Origin of the sequence: Hyphomicrobium sp. 802, assembly GCF_000526135.1 — a bacterium.
In the GTDB taxonomy this organism is placed as follows: domain Bacteria; phylum Pseudomonadota; class Alphaproteobacteria; order Rhizobiales; family Hyphomicrobiaceae; genus Hyphomicrobium_B.
In genome coordinates, this window is sequence record NZ_JAFM01000001.1 from 2812488 (window position 1) to 2830952 (window position 18465).

The following is an 18465-nucleotide window of genomic DNA, read 5'->3' on the forward strand; positions in this document are numbered from 1 at the left end:
TTTGTCAACGGCATATTTTGCGTATGACGCTCTGTTGCGGAGGCGGCCCTTTGTTTCAAATGACGAAATGCAGCCTCCGCACCCACCTAACGGCCTCAAAAAGCTTCGCAAGAAGCATGGCCTTACCTTGGAAGAATTAGCGGAAAAGCTCGGCGCTTCGCATTCGCACGTCCAACGTGTGGAGACACGTCAGACCGCCCTGACGATGAAATTCGCCAAGCGCATCGCAGACGTTCTGAATGAAGATCTGGCCGATGTTCTCGCTCTCGACGAAGGAAAAGGGGTTAACGGCCCCGCTTCGGTGCCAGGACCATCGGACGCCATACCGTTCAAGGATTCCAAGTACGCCGGACTCGTCACGCCCGCCAAGGGTAATCCCCCACTCGAACGATGGCGCATTCTGCGGCCAGTCCTAGACAAAGCGGGCGTTCCCAATGGAGCCATTGCCTTTGTCGACACGTCGGTGCGCGCAGCGATGGTGGTGAAGCCGCTCTTGTGCGTACTGGCCTCGATCCCGGATTCCGAGCAGATTATAGCCCGGCAGTTTGTACCGCCTGGGCTGCTGATCACCAACACGACCGGCACTAACGAGCCAAGTCTCGATATCGAAAAGGGCGAAGCCAAAATTATCGGCGTCATCCGCGGTCAGTTCGTTCTAATGGACGCCGAGTAAAGCAGCCGCGCGCCCCACCGGACCGGCCTCACTCTGATAAATCGCGCCACGCCACCCCGTAGATCTAAAAACCCTCACTGCCCCGCCTTTCCCGTTTCAAAACGTGGATAATTGCGCAGGAAAAAGCAGTGCGACATTTCCAGTTTTGCTTTTAAAGCACATTTTGATTGACTATTGTGTTTATTAAACACAATTTCATGCCCGTTCGCTCGCGGCCATATCCGTGGCGGAGAGTGCGCGTTCTCCCGAGGGCGGGTTGATGGAAGAAATCAGAGCACGAGAAGAAATGGCGGCGGGCGCGATTGCGGCCGATCGTCGGGAACCGTTTCAGCGCTACACAACGCGCCGGTGGCAGCGGGGTTTCACTGACCGTAAGCGCGTGATGCTCGCCGAGGAAATCGGCATCGAGCACTACCAGATTTCGCTGCCTCTGTTCGAAGCGCTCGCCGCTGTTTGCAAAGCAATCCGCACCAAGGGCGATAGCGCCTCTGATCTCGCGCAGGCGATCGCGTTCCGCGTTCTTGAGGGCGAGGATCTGTCGCTCGAGTTGGCGTTCGACCCGAACGCGCCAAAAGCCGTTGCTGCCACGCGCACCACGAAGGTGCCGGCATGACGCGGCGCGATACCAGCGCCGATGCCTTCGAGGCCTTCGTTCGCGGTACGGACCTCCCGTCCGTCACCCTGGACGGTCGGGATATGCGCACGATCCAGCAGGCGCTTGAGGAAGCCGACACAGCGCTTCGGCATGCGGAAACGTCAAAGGTTTCCTATATCAGCCGCGCCGCTCGCTCGGCGCGCGCAAGGGTGCAGCACGCTTGGGCCATCGTCAAACCGAAGGCGGCGTCAGGATGACCGAGACGCCCCGCGCCATAGTCCCCTTGCGCATTCAGGCCGACGAAGCGCATCGCGAACTCACGATGCGCCACAAGGTTTATCCCGGCCAAGTGAAGCGCGGGAAGATGACCGAGGCGGAAGCCCAGGTCGGCTATGACGTGATGCGGGCGATCCGCGACACACTCCGCTTGTTCGCGGAATACGAAACCGAGATCCGTTCCGCGCTCCGCAATGCGATCGAGGCACGTCGCACGCTCGAAAGCGATCCCGTCGCGCAAAGCATCGCGAAGGAACTGGACGCGCGCGCCGTCGAAGTGCGCGAGCGCGAGGAACAATTCGAATTCATGGAGCCGGGCTCAGAAGGCAGCGGCGGATTAGTTGGAGTGCCCCCCTCCGACCGTCTCGCGGGAGAGGGTCCGGCTCCATGAAACCACACGAATTGCTGGCCGACGCGATCGAGGCGTGGCTCCAAAACGAAATCACCAAAGGCACGCCGCCCGCGTCGCTCGGCGATGCTCTCGGGAATGGCGTCGGCCTTGGCATTCAGCGGTTCGTCGCGGTCGCAGCAAAGCGTGGACACGAAAACGATGCCGCGCTGTCGATCGCAAAACGCGCCCTCAAGGTCGCGATCTACGCAACACCCAAAGGCACGCTCACGGAGCACTGATGGCAATCGTCACCGTCATCGTTCGCGCCACGTCGGCAAGAGGCATCGCGCTCTATCAGGGCGCAACGCGCGAATACGTCGACGAGTCCACCGGCGAAATCCTCGAAAAAGAGCACTGGCATTGGGTCGCGCAAAAATTTGTTGAGCGTATCGACGGGCCGCAGAGAGCTGCCCGAGCGGGTGAAGCTGCCGGATTGGCTGGCACAAAAAGAGGGGTTGATATGAGCGAGTTAAAGATGGTGCCGTTTTCAAAATTGACGGCATCCGACGAGATCAACGCACGCGCAAAAAGCAAGGAAGGCATCGACGAACTGGCGGCGTCGATAGCGGCGAAGGGCCTAATTCAGCCGCTCGCGGTGCGAGCAGGCGACGGCGGCAAGTTCGAAGTTATCGACGGGCGGCGGCGCTTCATGGCGCTGCAGAAGCTTGTCAAGGACGGAGCAATGAAGCGCACCGAGGGCGTGCCGGTTCTTGAACGCGATGACGACGACACTGAGGCGCTTGAGACGTCGCTAATGGCGAACACCGTGCGCCTGCCCATGCACCCGGTCGACCAGCACATCGTGTTTGATCGCCTTGTTAGTCAGGGAAAATCGGAAGCGGAGATCGCCGCTCGGTTCGGCATCGGCGAGCGGATCGTCAAGCAGCACCTGGCGCTCGGTCGCCTCGCGCCGTCGATCCGCGATGCGTGGAAGAAAGACAAGATCAGCCCCGACGTCGCGAAAGCTTTCGCGCGACACGGCAACGTCGAGGTTCAGGAAGCAATTTGCGAGAAGCTTCGCAAGGATCACGGCGGCTATCGCTTCGGCGTGCATCAGGTCACGCATGCGCTTTCGGATCAGCGTATCGCGCTCGCTGCCTGCTTTCCGATCAAGGTCATCGGGCTTGATGCTTACCTCGCAGCCGGCGGCAAGATCAGCGACGATCTGTTTGACGACCAGAAATACGTCGACGACGTGCCGCTGGCTCAAAAGCTCGTCGACGACAAGGTGGCCGCGAAATGCGCCGAGTTGCTGGCGGACGGTTGGGCCTTCGCGATGCCCGAGAGCGAAGTTCAGCAAAAGTTCGGTTACGGCTGGGAAAGCTGGGACAACGTCAAGGACATGCCGCCCGACGCCCCCTTCGATATTGCTGCCGCTTTCGATCCCTCGATTTGGTCGGCCGATGAAAAGGCAGCGTCCGGCTGCATCGTCGAAATCCTGAGCAGCGGAGAGTTTCACGTCAACGCCGGCATGATCTCGCCCGCCGGCTGCGCTCAAAAGGCGCTCGACGCCTACGAAAGCGATGACGATGACTTTGAAGATGACGAGGGGTTCGACAAAGATCCGGTTAGTGATGAAACCGTCGCAGAAATTGGCGACGAGGCCGACGGCGCGGGCATATCCGCAACGTTGATGCGGTCGATCACAGAGTCGCTCACGCTTGCTGCATCTGATGCGATCAAACGACAGCCCGATATCGCACTGCGCGCCGCAGTCGCGTGTCTCAGGTGCCGGGCCGGCAGCAACGGCTATCCTGTTAAGCTGACGGCCAATGGCTGGCCGGAAAATTCCCGCCCCATTCCGTTGGCGAAGGTCAGCTTTGCCGATACCTTTAACGAATTGGCCAAGTCCACGCGCGAAGATCTCCTGATCAATCTCGGAAGCCTGCTCGGCGATGCGCTGGACTTGCGGAGCTTCGGCAGCGCCGGTCCGAACGCACACGATAAGGCGCTGATCTCGGCCCTGGACGGCGCGATCTTCACCGCCGAGGCGCGCCGGTACTTCAACGCCTCCGACTACTTCACGCGCATCAAAAAGGCGCTTGTTCTCGATGCCATCGATGAAATGCGCGAAGGCGGCTTCGGCGAAGGCCTCGCGCCGGAAGACGTTCTGGCGGGCATGAAGAAATCCGAACTCGCCTCGGCCGCCGCGGATCTCGCCATTAAATGCGGCTGGCTTCCGCCTGAGCTTCGCCACCCGAGCTACGCGCTCGGCGCGGTCAAGATCGCTGTCGCTGCGGAGTGATGACCATGCCGATCATTCCCAATGACAAAATCAGCCGCGTGGCCGATCTCGCGGGCAGGTACGGGAAAGCATGGCGCGTCGACTTCGCCGCGCTCTGCAAAAAGCACGGCGTCGCTCCGGAGCACGATTCCGGAATTGCTGGCTGGGTCGTTGAGGCACCGTGGGCGCATCCGTTGTGGCATAGCTACGAACTCGTGCTGATCCATCTGCGTGAGATCGCCGGCACAAGCGCCCCGATTATTCATTTGCCGGATGCAACGCACGAGCTTTGGCTCAATGCACTCGACCCCGATCATCCACGCGAACCGTTCATTATCGGCGAGTCTCCGTCGTATCCACTGCGGCCTGGAAATTTTGCGGCCCAGATCATCGCCGAGAATGACGAGGCCGCAAGGGCGCGCGTGTTCGCGGCAGTCGAGCAGATCTGCGCCGGGACACTCAGCCCCGACACTGACTGCCTCGCGCAATGGATTGCGCTCTTTGGCGACAACATGATCCGGCCAGCGTTTCGGCCTTCCGCAGCGACGTTCCATTGAGGGAGAGCGGGATGACGAAACGAGGAATAACGCCGCGCGCCCAGCGCATTCGTCGAATGATCAGCGGCGCAGTCGGTCCGCTGATCATCTTCGCGATCGCCGGCGTCGCCTTCGAGACGATGTGGCTGCTCGCGAAGTGGCTTGAGGCGAAGCCATGAACCCAGCCACCGAAGCTCACCACCTTACTCTCCGCGCCGGTCTACAGCCGATGTGGACCATATACGAGCGGCCAACGGATTATCCGAACGGCTTCATTGCCCGCCTGTTCGTTCACGGTCCGGGCATCTTCGGGCCGTCGCTTGAAACCGTCAAAGGCGCGACGCTTCAGGAGGTCCGCGCCGGACTTCCTAAAGGCCTCTTTTGCATGCCCCGCTTTCCGGAAGATGACCCCAAAATCGTAGAGGTTTGGATATGATCGGAGCGACTTCCAAGAAAGCGCGCATTGTCCGTTCGCTGTCCCGCGGCCTTTCAATCGACAAATGCGCCCGACTGGCGGGGACAACGCTCGGCTATGCCCGCATCGTCAGCAGCGAAGCGGGCTTGTCGAAACGTCGCTTTGTCAGCGGTCCGCCTAAGTTGCCCCCAGTCGAAGATCCTGACATTGCCGCCCGGCGCACGCACGTCGAGCGTCAGAAGGCCCTGTTCCGGATGGGGGCTCGGCAGTCATGACCTTCCGCTCGATCTATTGGGACGACAAAGACGCGCGGCTGAAAGGCTTTTCCTCGGTGACGAAGGACAGCACCGTTGCGGTCCTGAAAATCGAAATCGTTGTGCGCGATACTTACCGTCTCAGCGCGCTTCTGGACGGGCTTGCCGAAATCAAACGCGAGCAGGCCGCGGCCGACAAAGCAGCCGCTGCGGAAGTGAAGCGTCCAAAACGGCGAGCGATTGAGAACAAGCCGCCCCTACTTCTGACATTTCGCGAGGATTGACCGGCATGCTGAAACTTCGTTTCACCGCCGACGACGCGCAGCGCGCCTCGGACGATTGGGGCGCAAACTGCGGACCCGGCGCGATCGCCGCGATCATGGGTATGACACTCGACGAGGTCCGGCCGCACCTGGGCGACTTCGAAGCCAAGCGCTACATGAACCCGACCCTGATGCGCGAAGTTCTCGACCGCATCGGCCGCGGTTATTTCTACATGAAGCCGCCGCTGGCATGGCCGCAGTACGGCCTCGCCCGCATTCAATGGCATGGTCCGTGGATGCTGGACGGCGTGCCGATCGGCGCGCGCTATCGCATGACGCATTGGGTCGCGTCGCACCGCACCGCCCAGCGCGGCATCGGCATTTTCGACATTAACGCGATAGCGTCCGGCGGATGGATTTCGCTCAGCGATTGGGCCGGAACGCTCGTTCCGTGGCTGCTCAAAGAGGCCGTGCCCCGCGCCGACGGCCAATGGTCGATCACCCACGCAATCGAGGTCAGCCGGGCATGACACAAGCTGCATTGAAACGCCGCTCCAAGGGCTCCGCACGTGAAAAGCTGGCCGCGGCGGGCATCATCCCGCGCGGCCTCTCGCTCGATGAGGCGGCGGCTTATGTAAACCTTTCGCCGAAGTCGTTTCTTGCCGAGGTTGATGCGGGCCGATACCCTGCCGCGCTGCCGCACAAAGCGGACCGGCTCATATGGGATCGGCACGCGCTCGATCGGGCGCTCGATCGGATTTCGGGCCTCATTGGAGAGATGAGCGATGGCGTTCACATCTCGAACGCCGCGGCGATGGACGAAGCGATCGAGAATGCCGTCATCTAAGCTGCCCAGGTATGTTTGGAGACGAAAGGACCGCAAGGGCCGGTGGAATTATTATTTCCGCTATCAGGGCACGTTTCAGCGTCTGCCCGATGATCCGGACAGCGCAGAGTTCCATATCCGCTACGGGCAACTAAAGGCCAACATCGAACGCGAACCGACGGTGGGCGCCGTTACAGTTCGCGCCGGGACGCTGGCCGCGCTCATTCGCGATTTCAAAGAAAGTCCGGAGTTCGCCAAGCTCGGCGAAAAATCGAAGGTCTATTATCGGTTTCAGCTTGATCGGCTGTCTTCACTCGGCCCGTTCGCCGCCAAGGATATCGGCCGGGCGCAGATCTTGAAACTTCGCGACAAGATTTCCGCTCGGGGCTATCGAACAGCGGACCAATTCATTCAGGTCGCCAGCCGCCTTTTTACGTTCGGGATCGATCGCGAGGTCGTCTTTAAAAACCCCGCCGCTGGCGTGAAAAAGTTGAATGATGAGGAAAGCTATTTGCCTTGGAGCGACGACGAGGCGAAGAAATTCGAGGAATCGAAGCCGCCGCAATGGATGATGACGGCCTATATGCTCGGCCGCTGGACCACACAACGGCGCGGCGACATTCTCAAGATGACGCGCGACCAATATGACGGCTCCGCAATCAGCATCCTGCAAGGCAAAACGAAAAAGGCCAAAGACGCCGACGTCCTGGTGATCGCTTGCCATTCGGAGTTGAAAAAGTACCTCGACGCGCTGTCGATCGAGGTCGGGCTTTTGGTGCCGGGTCCGAAAGGCCAATGGGATGAAAGCGCGTTCTCAAAGCAGTTTCGCGCGCACCTCGACGGCATCGGCCTGCAACATCTGAATTTCCACGGGCTGCGCCACAAGACGGCAACCGAGCTTGCGGAGAGCGACGCAACCGACGCGGAGATCATGGCCGTCACCGGGCATTCGACGACCGCGATGGTCCGCAAATACACGCGGCGCGCCCGCCAGAAGAAACTGGCGGCGTCGGCGATGGCAAAGCTTGAGCGTCCCGCCGGAACGCCGCGAGAACATGAAAGTGAGACACAGCCTGAAAAAAGTGAGACACAGAGGTCTGAAAAAGACGCGTAACCTATTGAAATTAGTTGGCGATCCCGGCAGGACTTGAACCTGCGACCCTCTGCTTAGAAGGCAGATGCTCTATCCAACTGAGCTACGGGACCGTGCGCGGCTGTTCTATAACCGCAATTGGCGGCGAGGTGGAAGACGTCTTGTTGGTCGATGGCCCCTTCCGTGCGCCCCCGTCGCAGTGAAGGCTGGTCACAGCGGAAATTCAGGCCGCGGGCGCTTCCGGCGCGGGCATCCGTCTGGTCTTGTGACCCGCCTCACCCCAGATCCGATAGATCTTCAGGAAGCGGTACCAAGCTTGGATTGAAGCGTACCGGAGGCCAGTAAAGCCGCCCATGCAGTGACGGCGAACAATGTAGTACTTGAAGAAATTCATCGGCAGCTCCGTAAACAACCGAAGCGAGACCGATCCAGTTGTAGTCACATCTGAGTTCTCGACGAGAAGCCAGGTGCGGTCATTCAACTTGCGCTTCATGTCTGGGAACGAGCGCATCGAATAATGATGCATCGGCGCCCGCAATTGGCCGACCGGGTGGTCGTCAGTCACGACGGCATCGTGAATGTTGGATTGGCGAAAGCGCACGAAGCGGCGATCGTAAAGACGCACGTACCAATGATCGCGCGCAAACAGACGAGGCTTGGAGGCCGACGGATAGACCATTTGCAGCGGCATACCATACGCCACGAATTTCGGATCGCCGCCGGCGAAGACGTCAAGGATCTCACGCTCCAATGCAGGCGTGACGACCTCGTCGGCATCGACATTGAAAACCCAATCGTTGCGGCACTGCTCCTCGGCAAAGCGCTTTTGACCGCCGAAGCCGAGCCAACGCTGCGTGATCACGCGAGCGCCCTCTGCAAGCGCAACGCTGACGGTGTCATCGGTGCTCTCGCTGTCGACGACAACAACCTCGTCCACCCACGGCCGGACCGAGCGAATGGTGCGTCCAATCCGGTCGGCTTCGTTTTTCGAAATGATAAAACAGGAAACCGGAGCCCTGCGCATGCTGTTGTATTTCGTCACTGGGGAAGCAATCCGACTGGCGTTTTAAAGACTGCCATTTTTCAATTCAGGACCGCGACGCTGGCATTCGTAATGCGTCTGGCGCCGCGAGCGCAAGCTAATCGCACGCGGCGACCCTGACCCTAAATCATGATTATTTTCGGACGAAGGATTTTCTTATTTTTCAAGAATGTGCATGCTCGGCCCACAGATGCTGCGCCTTCAGCCGGTCCCGGCCGTGGTACCGCAATCGCGGCTTTTCGACGTTTAATGGGCCGGGGCCGCCCGCTGTCTCCCCCGAGTGACGAGCGGCCCGCGGTGTCGTGGTAAAGTTCCCTTCGCTACGCTCGTTTCACGAGCCGCAAGACAAAGAGCAGAATGATAGCGCCGATGGCGGCTGCGATGATCTCGCCCAGAATGCCGCCACCCAGCCGGAGACCGAGAAACGGAAACAACCAACCGGCAATAACCGCGCCGATGATTCCGACGACGATATCACCGAGCAATCCGAATCCGCCGCCACTCATGATCTGCCCTGCAAGCCAACCGGCCGCGGCGCCGATCAAGAGCCAGATAATCAATGCCATTAAGGTGGGATCCATTTTTTTCTCTCCCGTTCAGCACGCGCACGAATCGAAATGAGAATTATGATCTGCGTCAAAACGACTGCTGGCAAGTTCGACCTGCGATTGCAATCGCACGCGGAGCTGATTCGGCGCCGATCTGGCGCGATGTGTCCGCGTGCGAAAACATGCTGTGGCGGGCTGTGTCCATAGCGGTATCAAGCTCATAAGGCTCGCACGGAATATCCGCAGGCCCGGACGTCAGAACTTGAGCTTCATGCCGCCGTAGAACGTGCGCGGTGCGCCAGCATAGATCGAGCCGGATGTAGCGGCTAGATCGTCGGCTCCGGCGCCGACGCGATCGGTGATGTTGTTCGCTGAGGCGATGTAGGTTTCGTCGAGCACGTTCTGGACTTCGAAATAGGCCATCAGCGACTTGATCGGACCGCCGCCACTGAGATCCTTGTTGTAGTGAATGTTGAGGTTCACCAAGTCGTAGCCCGGCGCCTTCAGCAGGTTGGCATTCTCCATGAAGAAGCTGTCGTGCCACTCATATTCCGCGTATGCGCCAACGCCCTTGAATGCGCCGCTCGGCACATCATAGCTCAAACGCGTCGACACTTCGTTTGGCGCAACGCCAGGGATTTTGTTGCCGTTGCGGCTGACAGCTTCGGTCGCGCCCGACAGGCGCTCGGCATAGTCGGTATAAATTTGGTCATCGAAAGTATATGATGCCGTCAGCCGGAAGCCGTGCCCCAGCGCGACGTTAGCAGAGGCTTCGATGCCGCGATGTTCCGACGCTGGTGCGTTGAAGGTGAAGTTCGGCAGTCCCGCCCCCGGCGACTGCGAGACAAGCTCGTTCTTGAAGAACTCATAGAAGCCCGTCACGCTTAATACGACGCCCGGCGTCGGCGTCCAATCCGCGCCGACATCGAAGCCGACATTGGTTTGCGATTTAAGCTCGGTATTATTGCCGGGCAATCCTTCCGGCGTGACGAAGAGGTTTGAGAACTGCGGCGTGCCATAGCCCGTTCCGACGCGCGCGCGCCATTGCCATTCGCGGCTCGGCGCATAGAGAACGCCGACTTCCGGTGCGATGTTCGTCAAGTCGCGATCGGCAGAGACGAAGTTGATTTTGTTGATCGTCCCGTCGGCGTTGTAAACGTAGCCGCGCTGCGAGCCATCGAGCGATGTACGTTCGACAGTTGCGCCTGCGATGACGGAAACATCGTCCGTCAGCTTCACTTCCTGACGTGCGCGTGCACCGACATTCGTCGTCGAGCCGGTCTGCTCCGACTGCAACAGCCCGCGCTGCGCGTCGCCACCCGGCGCGACGTTGAAGGTCTTGCCGTCAACGGGCAGGTAATTCCAGAACGCGCCGAGATAGCCTAGCGTCGGCAAACCCGCGATCGTCGAGCGATGCGTCACGCCAGAGATGACGTTGTAGGAAAGATAGTCGCCGACCGAACTCGTCGTGCCTGTCGGCTGATTGATGTTGCGATCGTCGACCACGACCTGCGTCTGCCCGGTCGTTGCAGCATCGAAGGCGTGCTCCCAGCGAAAACCTCCGATCGTGCGGCGATCGTCGCGGCCGGCGCCTGCCTGCTCGGCGGTTTGCGCGATGCCCGTGCTCGTATTGCCTGTGCCCGAGAATTTGTTCGTGGCGCAGCCTTCCGCGGCAGTCGCTGCGGTCTGGCAGCCCTTCTGAAACGGGTTCTCTCTGAACTGCTGCAGCGACGTGCGAAACGGCAATTCGGCGTCAACGTTGTTGTTGATGAACTTGAAGGTGAACGTGTCGGTCGATGATGGTTGATATGTTAGCAGCGCATTGACGGTCTGAGTATTGAAACCGCTGTAGCCGAAGTAGCCGTCGCCGCGCACGTCGCTGGTGAAGACAGAGGCTTCCCAGTTGTCGCCCTTCTTGCCGCCGAGGACGTAATTGTTGAGGTAGTTGAAGCTGCCGACATCCAGACCGTACTCGATGCCGTTGATCGCGCCGCCAGGATAGGTCCGGAAATTGATGGCGCCGCCGGTCGCGTAATTGCCAAACAGCGCAGAGGACGGACCGCGCCATACATCGACGTCCGCATAGGCGTGCGGATCGATGAGGTCGCTGCGCGAGAGACCGTCCGGCTGTGTTACAGGGAATCCGTCATCGAGGATGACGATATTGCGGATCGCAAAACCGTTACGCGCGTTCGAACCTCGAATGGAAATGCCCATGTCGCGCGGACCATTGCCCTGCTTAAGCGACACGCCAGGAACGGTATCGAGAATGTCAGTAACGGAAAAAACCGGCGTGTCTTCGAAGACCTTCATATCGACGGCCGTCGCCGTTTGAGCCCCAGCGCCGGATGCTCCGGGGACGCCGGCAACACCTGCCGACGGTGTGCCCGGATTGCCGGAGAACGGATTTGCATTGGAATTGGTTCGCAGAGACGAACCTGCGACCTCGTCCGGCAACGACTGGGCTGCGCGGGGACGCTTTGCTGCATTCGCGGTCTTTGACGTGGTCGCCGGTTTGGTCTTGGGCTTCCCTGCTGTTGTCTTTGCCTGTTCCGGCTTCGTCTGTTCGATGTTGACATCGGGCAGTTGCACGGCCTCCGGATCTGCGTCCTGGGCGTGGGCGATGGTTGTCGCGATGAAACACAGTAAAGCAATGGATGCGCCCGCCGCGCAGACAGGCACAGGCGCCGCGCGATCGCGGCCCTTCAAGAGTTGCATTTGTAGATTCCTAACTGATCCGAAGCATGCGGGAGCGCGTACGCCGACGGCCCGAGGCGCGCGGCAAAGCCACCCGACAAAAACGCTGAAGAAAGGTCAGATCAGGAGGGACGGCGGCCCGCGCGCAGACTGCGCTCCAGGTTTCGGAGTCGCGCGGAAGATCTCGGTCGCAATGGCATACCGAACCGCGGCATAGCGGACCGTTTGCGCAAGAAGTTGCGGCGCGGTTTGATTGATGCCGACTGCACCTGCAGGAGCATAGGGGCAGGTCGTTTTCTTATCCGCCGTCGAGTTGGATGGGTGGGGCACGCCCTTCTCATCCAGGACCCAGTTTTGCGGTCCGTGCCCGGTACAAATGACGATCTGGGGCATGCCGTCAGCATCCGGCGAAGCCGCAAGCATAAAGCCCACAGGCAAAAGACTGCGCACCGCGAACGCAAGGCCGATCAGCAAATTCAAGTAGCGGCGCATCAGCGTTCGCGTTTCCTGCAGATGAAACGAGCCCTTTATATCGAGGTTACTGGCGCATCAAGGGCATCGCAACACTTTCGCGCGCTCGCGGGCATAACGCCATCGCCGCGTAACCGATGGGTCACGCCGCCGGATGGCGCGCTGGCCGCGTGAAACCGGCGAACGGCGATGAAGCCGAGAGCGATAAAGATTGCGAGCGTCAGCCCCTGCGCCGCAACGAACGGCGTTTCAGACTGCGTCGGCGCTACGGCGTGGAGGGCTGGGACTTTCTGAAAAAGCTGTACGACGAGAACGAAGACGTTGAGATAGGGCGCGCACGACGCTGTCACGAGGTAAATCCATCGCCAGGAGCCGGACAGCCGCGCGACATACAGGGCGTAGAGAGCGGCGGCCAGCACGACCAGCGAGATGATGCCGACGATATGCGACGGCAGCAGCTTGGAGAATGGAAAGGCAAATCCCGTCACGCTCGTCAAAACGGTCGTAACGAGAAAAATGGCGGTCAAGGTGGGCATTTCAGCGTCGGCAACGAAGCCCAGGAATACGATCAGGCCAGTGGCAATGCCAATCAAGCTCAATACGACGTGCACGAACGTAAGCGAGTCCATTCCTAGGATCATATCGACGCCCCCTTGCTGCTGACGTGACCTCTTTCTCCGTCTCACCTCAGACTAAGGGTACCACGATGCACGCGAGCATGACAGTGATTGGATGGTCATCATCATGCGAGCGCTGACGTGGCCATAGAGATGCGCACAGATTGCCTGAATTATCAGCACGGCGCCCTCGGCGGATCGCTCACACATATTTTTCGGCGGCCTGGCGCTGCAAAAATTGCGCGAAGCTCGTCAGGGACTTAACGGCGGCCGATGTTCGTGGCACAGTCCGTGATTGGGCGGCCGCATCGGAAATAGACATGCAAGACCGTGTTCCCGTGAGCCAAGAAGATATGCACGGCTACACGGTGGCCTACGAACGGGAAGAAATTCAATTTCCGGTTTATGTCGTCGGCCTGATCGGAGCTGTCCTGGCGACGCTCGGTATCGTCCATCACAACAGCATCCTGTTCGCGCTGGCGCTCATCACGCTGGGATATGCCTATTATAATTTTCCGCTCCTCGAAACGGGCAGGCCGCGGATCGGCGCCAGCCAGTACGGCATCTTCGCCGAGGGCCTCGGCATCATCGCCTGGCGCTCGATCAAACAACTCGATCTGGTCTCGCTCAATCTCAGGGGAGCGGAGGTCAACGAACTGCACATCATTCTCGAGGAACCGCTGAACCGGGCGCTACTCGCCGACTGGCGCAAGCGGCCTTATTACCGTTTCCTGATGCGGTTGCCCTGGGCCATGCCTGCGCCCAACCACATCCGCATTCCACTGGAAGTCTTTGATCGACCCGCCGATGAAATCATGCGCAACTTCACCCGCATGATGGGATTTTTCCGTCGCTGAGGAAGGGCCTGTCTGCGCCCGACGCCATTTCGCCTCAATGAGCGGGCGCTATCCTCCCGGCTGGGTGATGTGCTAATGGGCCGGCTGGGGGGAACCGCGACCATGCTTCGAGAAGAAGTCGTCCTTGTCGACAGCGAGGACAATCCAACAGGTATCGCTGAAAAGCTCGATGCGCACCGGCAGGGCAGCCTGCACCGGGCGTTTTCGGTGATGATTTGGGACCGGAAAGGCCGCCTGCTATTACAGCGGCGCCAGATCGACAAATATCATTCGGGTGGTCTGTGGACGAACACGTGCTGCGGGCACCCTCGCCCCGGCGAAACGTCGTCGGAAGCCGCTGCCCGGCGCCTCAACGAAGAAATGCGGATCATCTGCCCGCTGACGGCAATCGGAACCTTCACGTACCGGGCGGAGCTCGACGCAGGCCTCGTCGAACATGAGTTCGTCCATGTCTTTCGTGGGATCTACGAGGGCGTCATCGCTCCGGACCCGATCGAATGCGATGGCTATAGCTGGTCGACCCCCGATGCGATCCGGAAGCAAATCGCGGCAGCCCCGCAGTGCTTCAGCGCCTGGTTCCGCAAATACGTCGAAGCCGACTGGCCGATTTCGCCGCCAGATTGAAAGGCGATTGCGCCGCTGAGTGATGGCGATCAGCGTTTCTGGATCGCGTTCACTCGGGGTCTGCCTAAGAACGTTTCTCTTAGCCTAATTAACAGGCAATCACCGTAAAACTGAGCAAGTGTTATCCCCTGTTTTTGCTGCACTGCGCCATTTGGCACATTACTTGCGGGAAACTTTCATGCCCTCCGAGAATGCAGTCGATTGCGCCTGCCTATCGAGCGGCAGTCGATGATCGTGTCCTAGTTTTGGGGGAATACATAATGACTTCAAGAATTCGGGCGTCGCTGGGGGCCTCGGCTCTCAGCGTCGCGATGCTCCTTGCGTCTTCGGCGGCCGTCCTCGCACAGGCTGCCGCCCCGCCGCCGGCCATCAACTCGGGCGACACCGCATGGATGCTGACGTCGTCCGTATTGGTGCTGGCGATGCTCGTTCCCGGCCTCGCGCTCTTCTACGGCGGCATGGTTCGCAAGAAAAACGCCCTCGCCATTCTGATGCAGTGCACGTTCGCAGCCGGTATCCTTTCGGTGATCTGGTGCGTCGTCGGCTATTCGCTGGCCTTCACGGAAGGCAACGCGTTCTTCGGCGGTTTTTCGAAGGTCATGCTCGCTGGCATTGCGCCGGATACTCCGGCTCCGGCAGCGCCGACCATCCCGGAATTTCTCTTCATCATGTTCCAGGGCACGTTTGCGATCATCACGCCAGTCATCGCCTTGGGCGGTCCGGCTGACCGCATGAAGTTCTCGGCCGCGATGATTTTCGTGTCGCTCTGGCTGCTCTTCGCTTACGTGCCGATTGCCCACATGGTCTGGGGACCGGGCGGCTATCTCGGCGGCGCCGGCGTTCTCGACTTCGCGGGCGGCACCGTCGTTCACATCAACTCGGCCATCGCGGGCCTCGTCGCGGCAATCGTGATCGGAAAGCGCAAGGGCTACGGCACCGTTCAGATGGCGCCGCATAACCTGGCGCTGACGATGGTCGGCGGCTCGCTGCTGTGGGTCGGCTGGTTCGGCTTCAACGTCGGCTCGGTGCTGAGCGCCGGCGCTTCGACCGGTATCACGATGATCAACACGCATCTCGCAACGGCCGCCGCGCTCGTGTCGTGGACGCTGCTCGAATGGGTCGTCAAAGGCAAACCGAGTCTGCTTGGCGCCATTTCCGGCGCTATCGCCGGCCTCGTAGCGATCACGCCGGCTTGCGGCTTCGTCTCAGTCAACGGCGCTTTCATCATCGGTCTTGCGGCGGGCGTCGTCTGCTACTGGGGCGTGACCGGCTTCAAGCATATGTTTGGATATGACGATGCCCTCGACGTTTGGGGCGTTCACGGCCTTGGCGGCATCCTCGGCGCGATCCTGACCGGCGTCTATGCCGTGCAGTCGGTCGGCGGCGCGGGCAAATCGGGGCTGCTCGACGGCAATCCCGGTCAGATGATGCTGCAGGTCGAGGGCGTTGCCATAACGCTGGTCTGGTCCGGCGTCGTAAGCCTCATCATTCTTCTCCTCATCAAGTACACGATTGGCTTGAGGGTGAGCGAAGCCGAAGAGGCCGAAGGCCTCGACCTCGCTCTCCATGGGGAGACCTTCCACGACTGAGGTTGGCAGTGCTCCCTGACTTGCCTCAGACGAGGGCGCCGGAACCCCACGTTCCGGCGCCCATTTCATTTGATGGGAACCAATCGCCCGTTGGCGCGTGATGGACTAAACTCGCCTTTCATCTGCGCGTTGAGCCCGCCATGCCGAAGGAAGCTTCCAAACCGTCTGTGCGCAAGCGCGCTTCGCCGAGTCCCTCGACCGGCGATCTTTTTGAGCCTACGGTCGGGAACGAGCCTCGCACTCTCGCCGAACTCAACGAAGATATGGCGGCCGCTGGCCCAATGGTCGAGGGTGGAACGCGCGCCGTCTTCGGCGAGGGGCCGATTGGAGCAGCGCTTGCGTTCGTCGGTGAACAGCCGGGCGACCAGGAAGATCTCGAAGGCCATCCGTTCGTCGGACCGGCAGGCAAGCTGCTCGATAAAGCGCTCGGTGAAGCCGGAATAGATCGCGCGCAATCTTACGTCACGAATGCGGTAAAGCACTTCAAGTTTCAGCAGCGCGGCAAGCGACGCCTTCACGAGAAGCCGACGATGGGAGAAGTGAAGCACTATCGCTGGTGGCTGATGAAGGAGCTGGACTTCGTCCACCCGCATCTCGTCGTAGCGCTTGGCGGGACTGCCGCATATGCGCTGGCCGGTGCGCCCGTGGTTATCGGGCGCTCACGTGGACCGGCAGACTTCGGGACGATGGCTGGCTTCATCACCGTGCATCCGTCTTCGATCCTGCGTATTCGCGATCACGATGAGAAAGAGTCAGCCTACGCCGATTTCGTGCATGATTTGAAAAGCGCGCGAAAGCTTGTCGCCCGGCATACCTGATGAATATACGCCGTCTACTGGCGCACCGTGTATTTCATCTTAGTAGCGACGGTCTCGGCCTCTTCCAGCAGCGCTTCGCCAAGGCCAAACGCTTGTTCCGCCGTCAGGCCGTAGGCCGGGTCATCCTCGAAGCGCAACATGACGACCGGTTCGTGACGACCGTGACCGACTGCAAAATTATCCGGGATTTTGGTCAGTGCCGCGCTCTGTTGCTGTGCGTCAGCAATCAGCGATGCAAGAGCGGCGACCGCATCGGTACTGAGTGAAATCGTCTGACAGTCCCCGGCCGCATTGCACAGCGAGATTTCCAACCGTCCGTTGGCGCGATCTTGCTCGGAACGCGTGAGAATTTCGGCGTAAAACGTTTCGGTCATGCCTGATGTCCCCCGACGCAGAATCGTCTGTGGTCCCATTCTAGACGCCGAAGCCAAAAAGAAAGGCCCAAAATTTGGGCCCTTCCATTGCAAGACTGCTAATATCGGCGTCACAGTGAATCCGACCAGCGATCGAGTTCCTGCTTGGCCTGGTCTTTTGCATACCCGTAGCGCTTCTGGAGAATTCCTTCGAGCTGCTCGCGATTGCCGTTCACCTGGGCAAGATCATCGTCGGTCAATTGTCCCCACTTCTCTTTGACCTTGCCACTGAACTGCTTCCAGTTACCTTCGATACGATCCCAATTCATAACTATCCTCCTGTCGTTGTGCGGCTTCAACGCCTCTCGGAATTGAGAGGTTCCGCAGTTGCCTGCGTTCAAAAATAAAAAGCCTCGGCTTCGCTTGAGGCAAAAACCGAGGCTTTTTACGGCTCCGCTCGACGAAGCCACGCGCCGGGAGGGTGGACCGGCACAGGATCGAACTCCAACGACTATCGAGGATCCGCGGAGCGGTGTTTGTGAAGACAGATAGTCTCTGGGGCTCGCGATACCGAGCGTAAAACGCCAGATATCGTTCTTATTACCTGCGGGTCAGAGGAAAGTTGCAGCACCAGCCGATCTTCGCATCGATCCTTTCGCCAGCTCGTTGGAAATAAGCCAAATTCTTCCGCGAAGAATGGAACAAAAGCCGGCGATGGCGCGTCGTTCGAACGGCGGAGGATCGCCCAAGAGAAACGCTCACATGGCGTAGAATATGTTCAGGGAGGGCTCAGCGATGGCGGCGGACGGCAATCATCCCCTGCCCGCATTTGGCAGCACCCATCCTTCGTGGCTGATCCGCAAGCTGGTCGACCACATGAAAGGCGGCGCGCTTTTGCATGCGCTTCGCTTGCGGCGCGGTTTTTTTCGCGACACGTCTTCAAACCTGCGTTCCGACGAGCCGGATGCGAACATGATGAAAGCTAGCGAATATCTGGAAATCTGCGTGGAAAATGCGCTGGACGCTTATACCGTCGAGGACGCACTTTATTGGCACAATGAGATCATCACCGAGCTCTCAATCGAGCTCAACCTCATTCATGCGCGTCGATGGCCGCAAACCGTGAAGTCCAACATGATGGCGGCGCTGGAAGACAGATTAAATCAACATGCGGAGGCGGTGGCGCGGCTTGCTGCCGTTCTTGAAAGCAACGAAACTTTCAAGTGGCAACCGTAACGCGCGACGACCGCCCCGCGTTGTGCGCACTTTAGGCGTTACGCTCTTTCTTCGCGATCTTCCCCGT

Annotated in this window: 26 protein-coding genes and 1 tRNA gene; 19 read left to right on the forward strand and 8 right to left on the reverse strand. The window is 59.8% G+C overall.

What is annotated here, in order from left to right; all coding sequences use genetic code 11:
* Window positions 1-67: 67 nt before the first annotated feature.
* The 14 genes from HYP802_RS22400 (at window position 68) to HYP802_RS0114340 (ending at window position 7567) form a co-directional block, all read left to right on the forward strand.
* Window positions 68-673 carry a helix-turn-helix transcriptional regulator gene (locus HYP802_RS22400; RefSeq protein WP_024276013.1) on the forward strand — a complete coding sequence of 202 codons (606 nt, stop codon included), beginning with the start codon at window positions 68-70 and terminating at the stop codon, window positions 671-673.
* Between the two features lie 259 nt (window positions 674-932).
* Window positions 933-1286: a hypothetical protein gene (locus HYP802_RS0114280; protein WP_155831236.1), complete on the forward strand. Its 354-nt coding sequence runs from the start codon at window positions 933-935 to the stop codon at window positions 1284-1286.
* On the forward strand, window positions 1283-1525 hold the full coding sequence (locus HYP802_RS0114285) for a hypothetical protein (protein WP_024276015.1): 243 nt from the start codon (window positions 1283-1285) through the stop codon (window positions 1523-1525). Before HYP802_RS0114280 ends, HYP802_RS0114285 begins: the two co-directional genes overlap by 4 nt.
* Window positions 1522-1935 (forward strand): hypothetical protein, encoded by a 414-nt coding sequence (locus HYP802_RS0114290; RefSeq protein WP_024276016.1) that lies wholly within the window; start codon window positions 1522-1524, stop codon window positions 1933-1935. Before HYP802_RS0114285 ends, HYP802_RS0114290 begins: the two co-directional genes overlap by 4 nt.
* Window positions 1932-2174, forward strand: a complete 243-nt coding sequence (locus HYP802_RS0114295; protein WP_024276017.1) for a hypothetical protein — start codon at window positions 1932-1934, stop codon at window positions 2172-2174. The genes HYP802_RS0114290 and HYP802_RS0114295 overlap by 4 nt, the downstream gene beginning before the upstream one ends.
* Window positions 2174-4180 carry a ParB/RepB/Spo0J family partition protein gene (locus tag HYP802_RS0114300; RefSeq protein ID WP_024276018.1) on the forward strand — a complete coding sequence of 669 codons (2007 nt, stop codon included), beginning with the start codon at window positions 2174-2176 and terminating at the stop codon, window positions 4178-4180. The genes HYP802_RS0114295 and HYP802_RS0114300 overlap by 1 nt, the downstream gene beginning before the upstream one ends.
* A 5-nt stretch (window positions 4181-4185) precedes the next feature.
* The gene (locus HYP802_RS0114305) at window positions 4186-4716 is read left to right on the forward strand and encodes a hypothetical protein (protein ID WP_155831237.1); all 531 of its coding nucleotides are present in this window, start codon (window positions 4186-4188) and stop codon (window positions 4714-4716) included.
* Window positions 4717-4727: 11 nt separating this feature from the next.
* Window positions 4728-4874, forward strand: a complete 147-nt coding sequence (locus tag HYP802_RS23670) for a hypothetical protein (RefSeq protein ID WP_155831238.1) — start codon at window positions 4728-4730, stop codon at window positions 4872-4874.
* Window positions 4871-5131, forward strand: coding sequence for a hypothetical protein (locus tag HYP802_RS0114315; RefSeq protein WP_155831239.1), 261 nt, complete (start codon window positions 4871-4873; stop codon window positions 5129-5131). Before HYP802_RS23670 ends, HYP802_RS0114315 begins: the two co-directional genes overlap by 4 nt.
* Window positions 5128-5385, forward strand: coding sequence for a hypothetical protein (locus HYP802_RS0114320; protein WP_024276021.1), 258 nt, complete (start codon window positions 5128-5130; stop codon window positions 5383-5385). The genes HYP802_RS0114315 and HYP802_RS0114320 overlap by 4 nt, the downstream gene beginning before the upstream one ends.
* Window positions 5382-5648, forward strand: a complete 267-nt coding sequence (locus tag HYP802_RS0114325; protein ID WP_024276022.1) for a hypothetical protein — start codon at window positions 5382-5384, stop codon at window positions 5646-5648. The genes HYP802_RS0114320 and HYP802_RS0114325 overlap by 4 nt, the downstream gene beginning before the upstream one ends.
* 5 nt (window positions 5649-5653) lie before the next feature.
* The gene (locus HYP802_RS0114330; protein WP_024276023.1) at window positions 5654-6157 is read left to right on the forward strand and encodes a hypothetical protein; all 504 of its coding nucleotides are present in this window, start codon (window positions 5654-5656) and stop codon (window positions 6155-6157) included.
* Complete coding sequence (locus tag HYP802_RS0114335; RefSeq protein WP_024276024.1) at window positions 6154-6474, forward strand: hypothetical protein; 321 nt, start codon at window positions 6154-6156, stop codon at window positions 6472-6474. The genes HYP802_RS0114330 and HYP802_RS0114335 overlap by 4 nt, the downstream gene beginning before the upstream one ends.
* Window positions 6461-7567, forward strand: a complete 1107-nt coding sequence (locus tag HYP802_RS0114340) for a tyrosine-type recombinase/integrase (RefSeq protein ID WP_024276025.1) — start codon at window positions 6461-6463, stop codon at window positions 7565-7567. Before HYP802_RS0114335 ends, HYP802_RS0114340 begins: the two co-directional genes overlap by 14 nt.
* A gap of 15 nt (window positions 7568-7582) precedes the next feature.
* Here HYP802_RS0114340 and HYP802_RS0114345 read toward each other — a convergent pair.
* The 6 genes from HYP802_RS0114345 to HYP802_RS22405 all read right to left on the reverse strand — a co-directional run bounded on the left by HYP802_RS0114345 (window position 7583) and on the right by HYP802_RS22405 (window position 12933).
* A tRNA-Arg gene (locus HYP802_RS0114345) sits at window positions 7583-7659 on the reverse strand.
* Window positions 7660-7769: 110 nt separating this feature from the next.
* The gene (locus tag HYP802_RS0114350; RefSeq protein WP_024276026.1) at window positions 7770-8570 is read right to left on the reverse strand and encodes a glycosyltransferase family 2 protein; all 801 of its coding nucleotides are present in this window, start codon (window positions 8568-8570) and stop codon (window positions 7770-7772) included.
* 338 nt (window positions 8571-8908) lie between these two features.
* Entirely contained in the window at window positions 8909-9169 is a 261-nt protein-coding gene (locus HYP802_RS0114360) for a GlsB/YeaQ/YmgE family stress response membrane protein (protein WP_013948065.1), read from the reverse strand.
* Between the two features lie 222 nt (window positions 9170-9391).
* Window positions 9392-11854, reverse strand: a complete 2463-nt coding sequence (locus HYP802_RS0114365) for a TonB-dependent receptor (RefSeq protein WP_013948066.1) — start codon at window positions 11852-11854, stop codon at window positions 9392-9394.
* Window positions 11855-11950: 96 nt separating this feature from the next.
* Window positions 11951-12325, reverse strand: a complete 375-nt coding sequence (locus HYP802_RS0114370) for a DUF2946 family protein (RefSeq protein ID WP_013948067.1) — start codon at window positions 12323-12325, stop codon at window positions 11951-11953.
* 35 nt (window positions 12326-12360) lie between these two features.
* Window positions 12361-12933 (reverse strand): hypothetical protein, encoded by a 573-nt coding sequence (locus HYP802_RS22405; RefSeq protein ID WP_348623486.1) that lies wholly within the window; start codon window positions 12931-12933, stop codon window positions 12361-12363.
* 308 nt (window positions 12934-13241) lie between these two features.
* Between HYP802_RS22405 and HYP802_RS0114380 the strand changes: the two genes are divergently transcribed.
* The 4 genes from HYP802_RS0114380 to HYP802_RS0114395 all read left to right on the forward strand — a co-directional run bounded on the left by HYP802_RS0114380 (window position 13242) and on the right by HYP802_RS0114395 (window position 16809).
* On the forward strand, window positions 13242-13778 hold the full coding sequence (locus HYP802_RS0114380; protein WP_013948069.1) for a hypothetical protein: 537 nt from the start codon (window positions 13242-13244) through the stop codon (window positions 13776-13778).
* 102 nt (window positions 13779-13880) lie between these two features.
* Complete coding sequence (gene idi / locus HYP802_RS0114385; protein WP_013948070.1) at window positions 13881-14402, forward strand: isopentenyl-diphosphate Delta-isomerase; 522 nt, start codon at window positions 13881-13883, stop codon at window positions 14400-14402.
* A gap of 260 nt (window positions 14403-14662) precedes the next feature.
* Window positions 14663-15991 (forward strand): ammonium transporter, encoded by a 1329-nt coding sequence (locus HYP802_RS0114390; RefSeq protein ID WP_013948071.1) that lies wholly within the window; start codon window positions 14663-14665, stop codon window positions 15989-15991.
* Window positions 15992-16131: 140 nt separating this feature from the next.
* Entirely contained in the window at window positions 16132-16809 is a 678-nt protein-coding gene (locus HYP802_RS0114395) for a UdgX family uracil-DNA binding protein (RefSeq protein WP_013948072.1), read from the forward strand.
* Window positions 16810-16823: 14 nt separating this feature from the next.
* Here the strand turns inward: HYP802_RS0114395 and HYP802_RS0114400 are convergent, their stop codons facing one another.
* Both HYP802_RS0114400 and HYP802_RS0114405 read right to left on the reverse strand, forming a co-directional pair.
* On the reverse strand, window positions 16824-17183 hold the full coding sequence (locus tag HYP802_RS0114400) for a hypothetical protein (protein ID WP_013948073.1): 360 nt from the start codon (window positions 17181-17183) through the stop codon (window positions 16824-16826).
* Between the two features lie 110 nt (window positions 17184-17293).
* Window positions 17294-17491 carry a CsbD family protein gene (locus HYP802_RS0114405; RefSeq protein WP_013948074.1) on the reverse strand — a complete coding sequence of 66 codons (198 nt, stop codon included), beginning with the start codon at window positions 17489-17491 and terminating at the stop codon, window positions 17294-17296.
* A 466-nt stretch (window positions 17492-17957) separates the two neighbouring features.
* Between HYP802_RS0114405 and HYP802_RS0114410 the strand changes: the two genes are divergently transcribed.
* Entirely contained in the window at window positions 17958-18398 is a 441-nt protein-coding gene (locus HYP802_RS0114410; RefSeq protein ID WP_013948075.1) for a hypothetical protein, read from the forward strand.
* The last annotated feature ends 67 nt before the right edge of the window (window positions 18399-18465 follow it).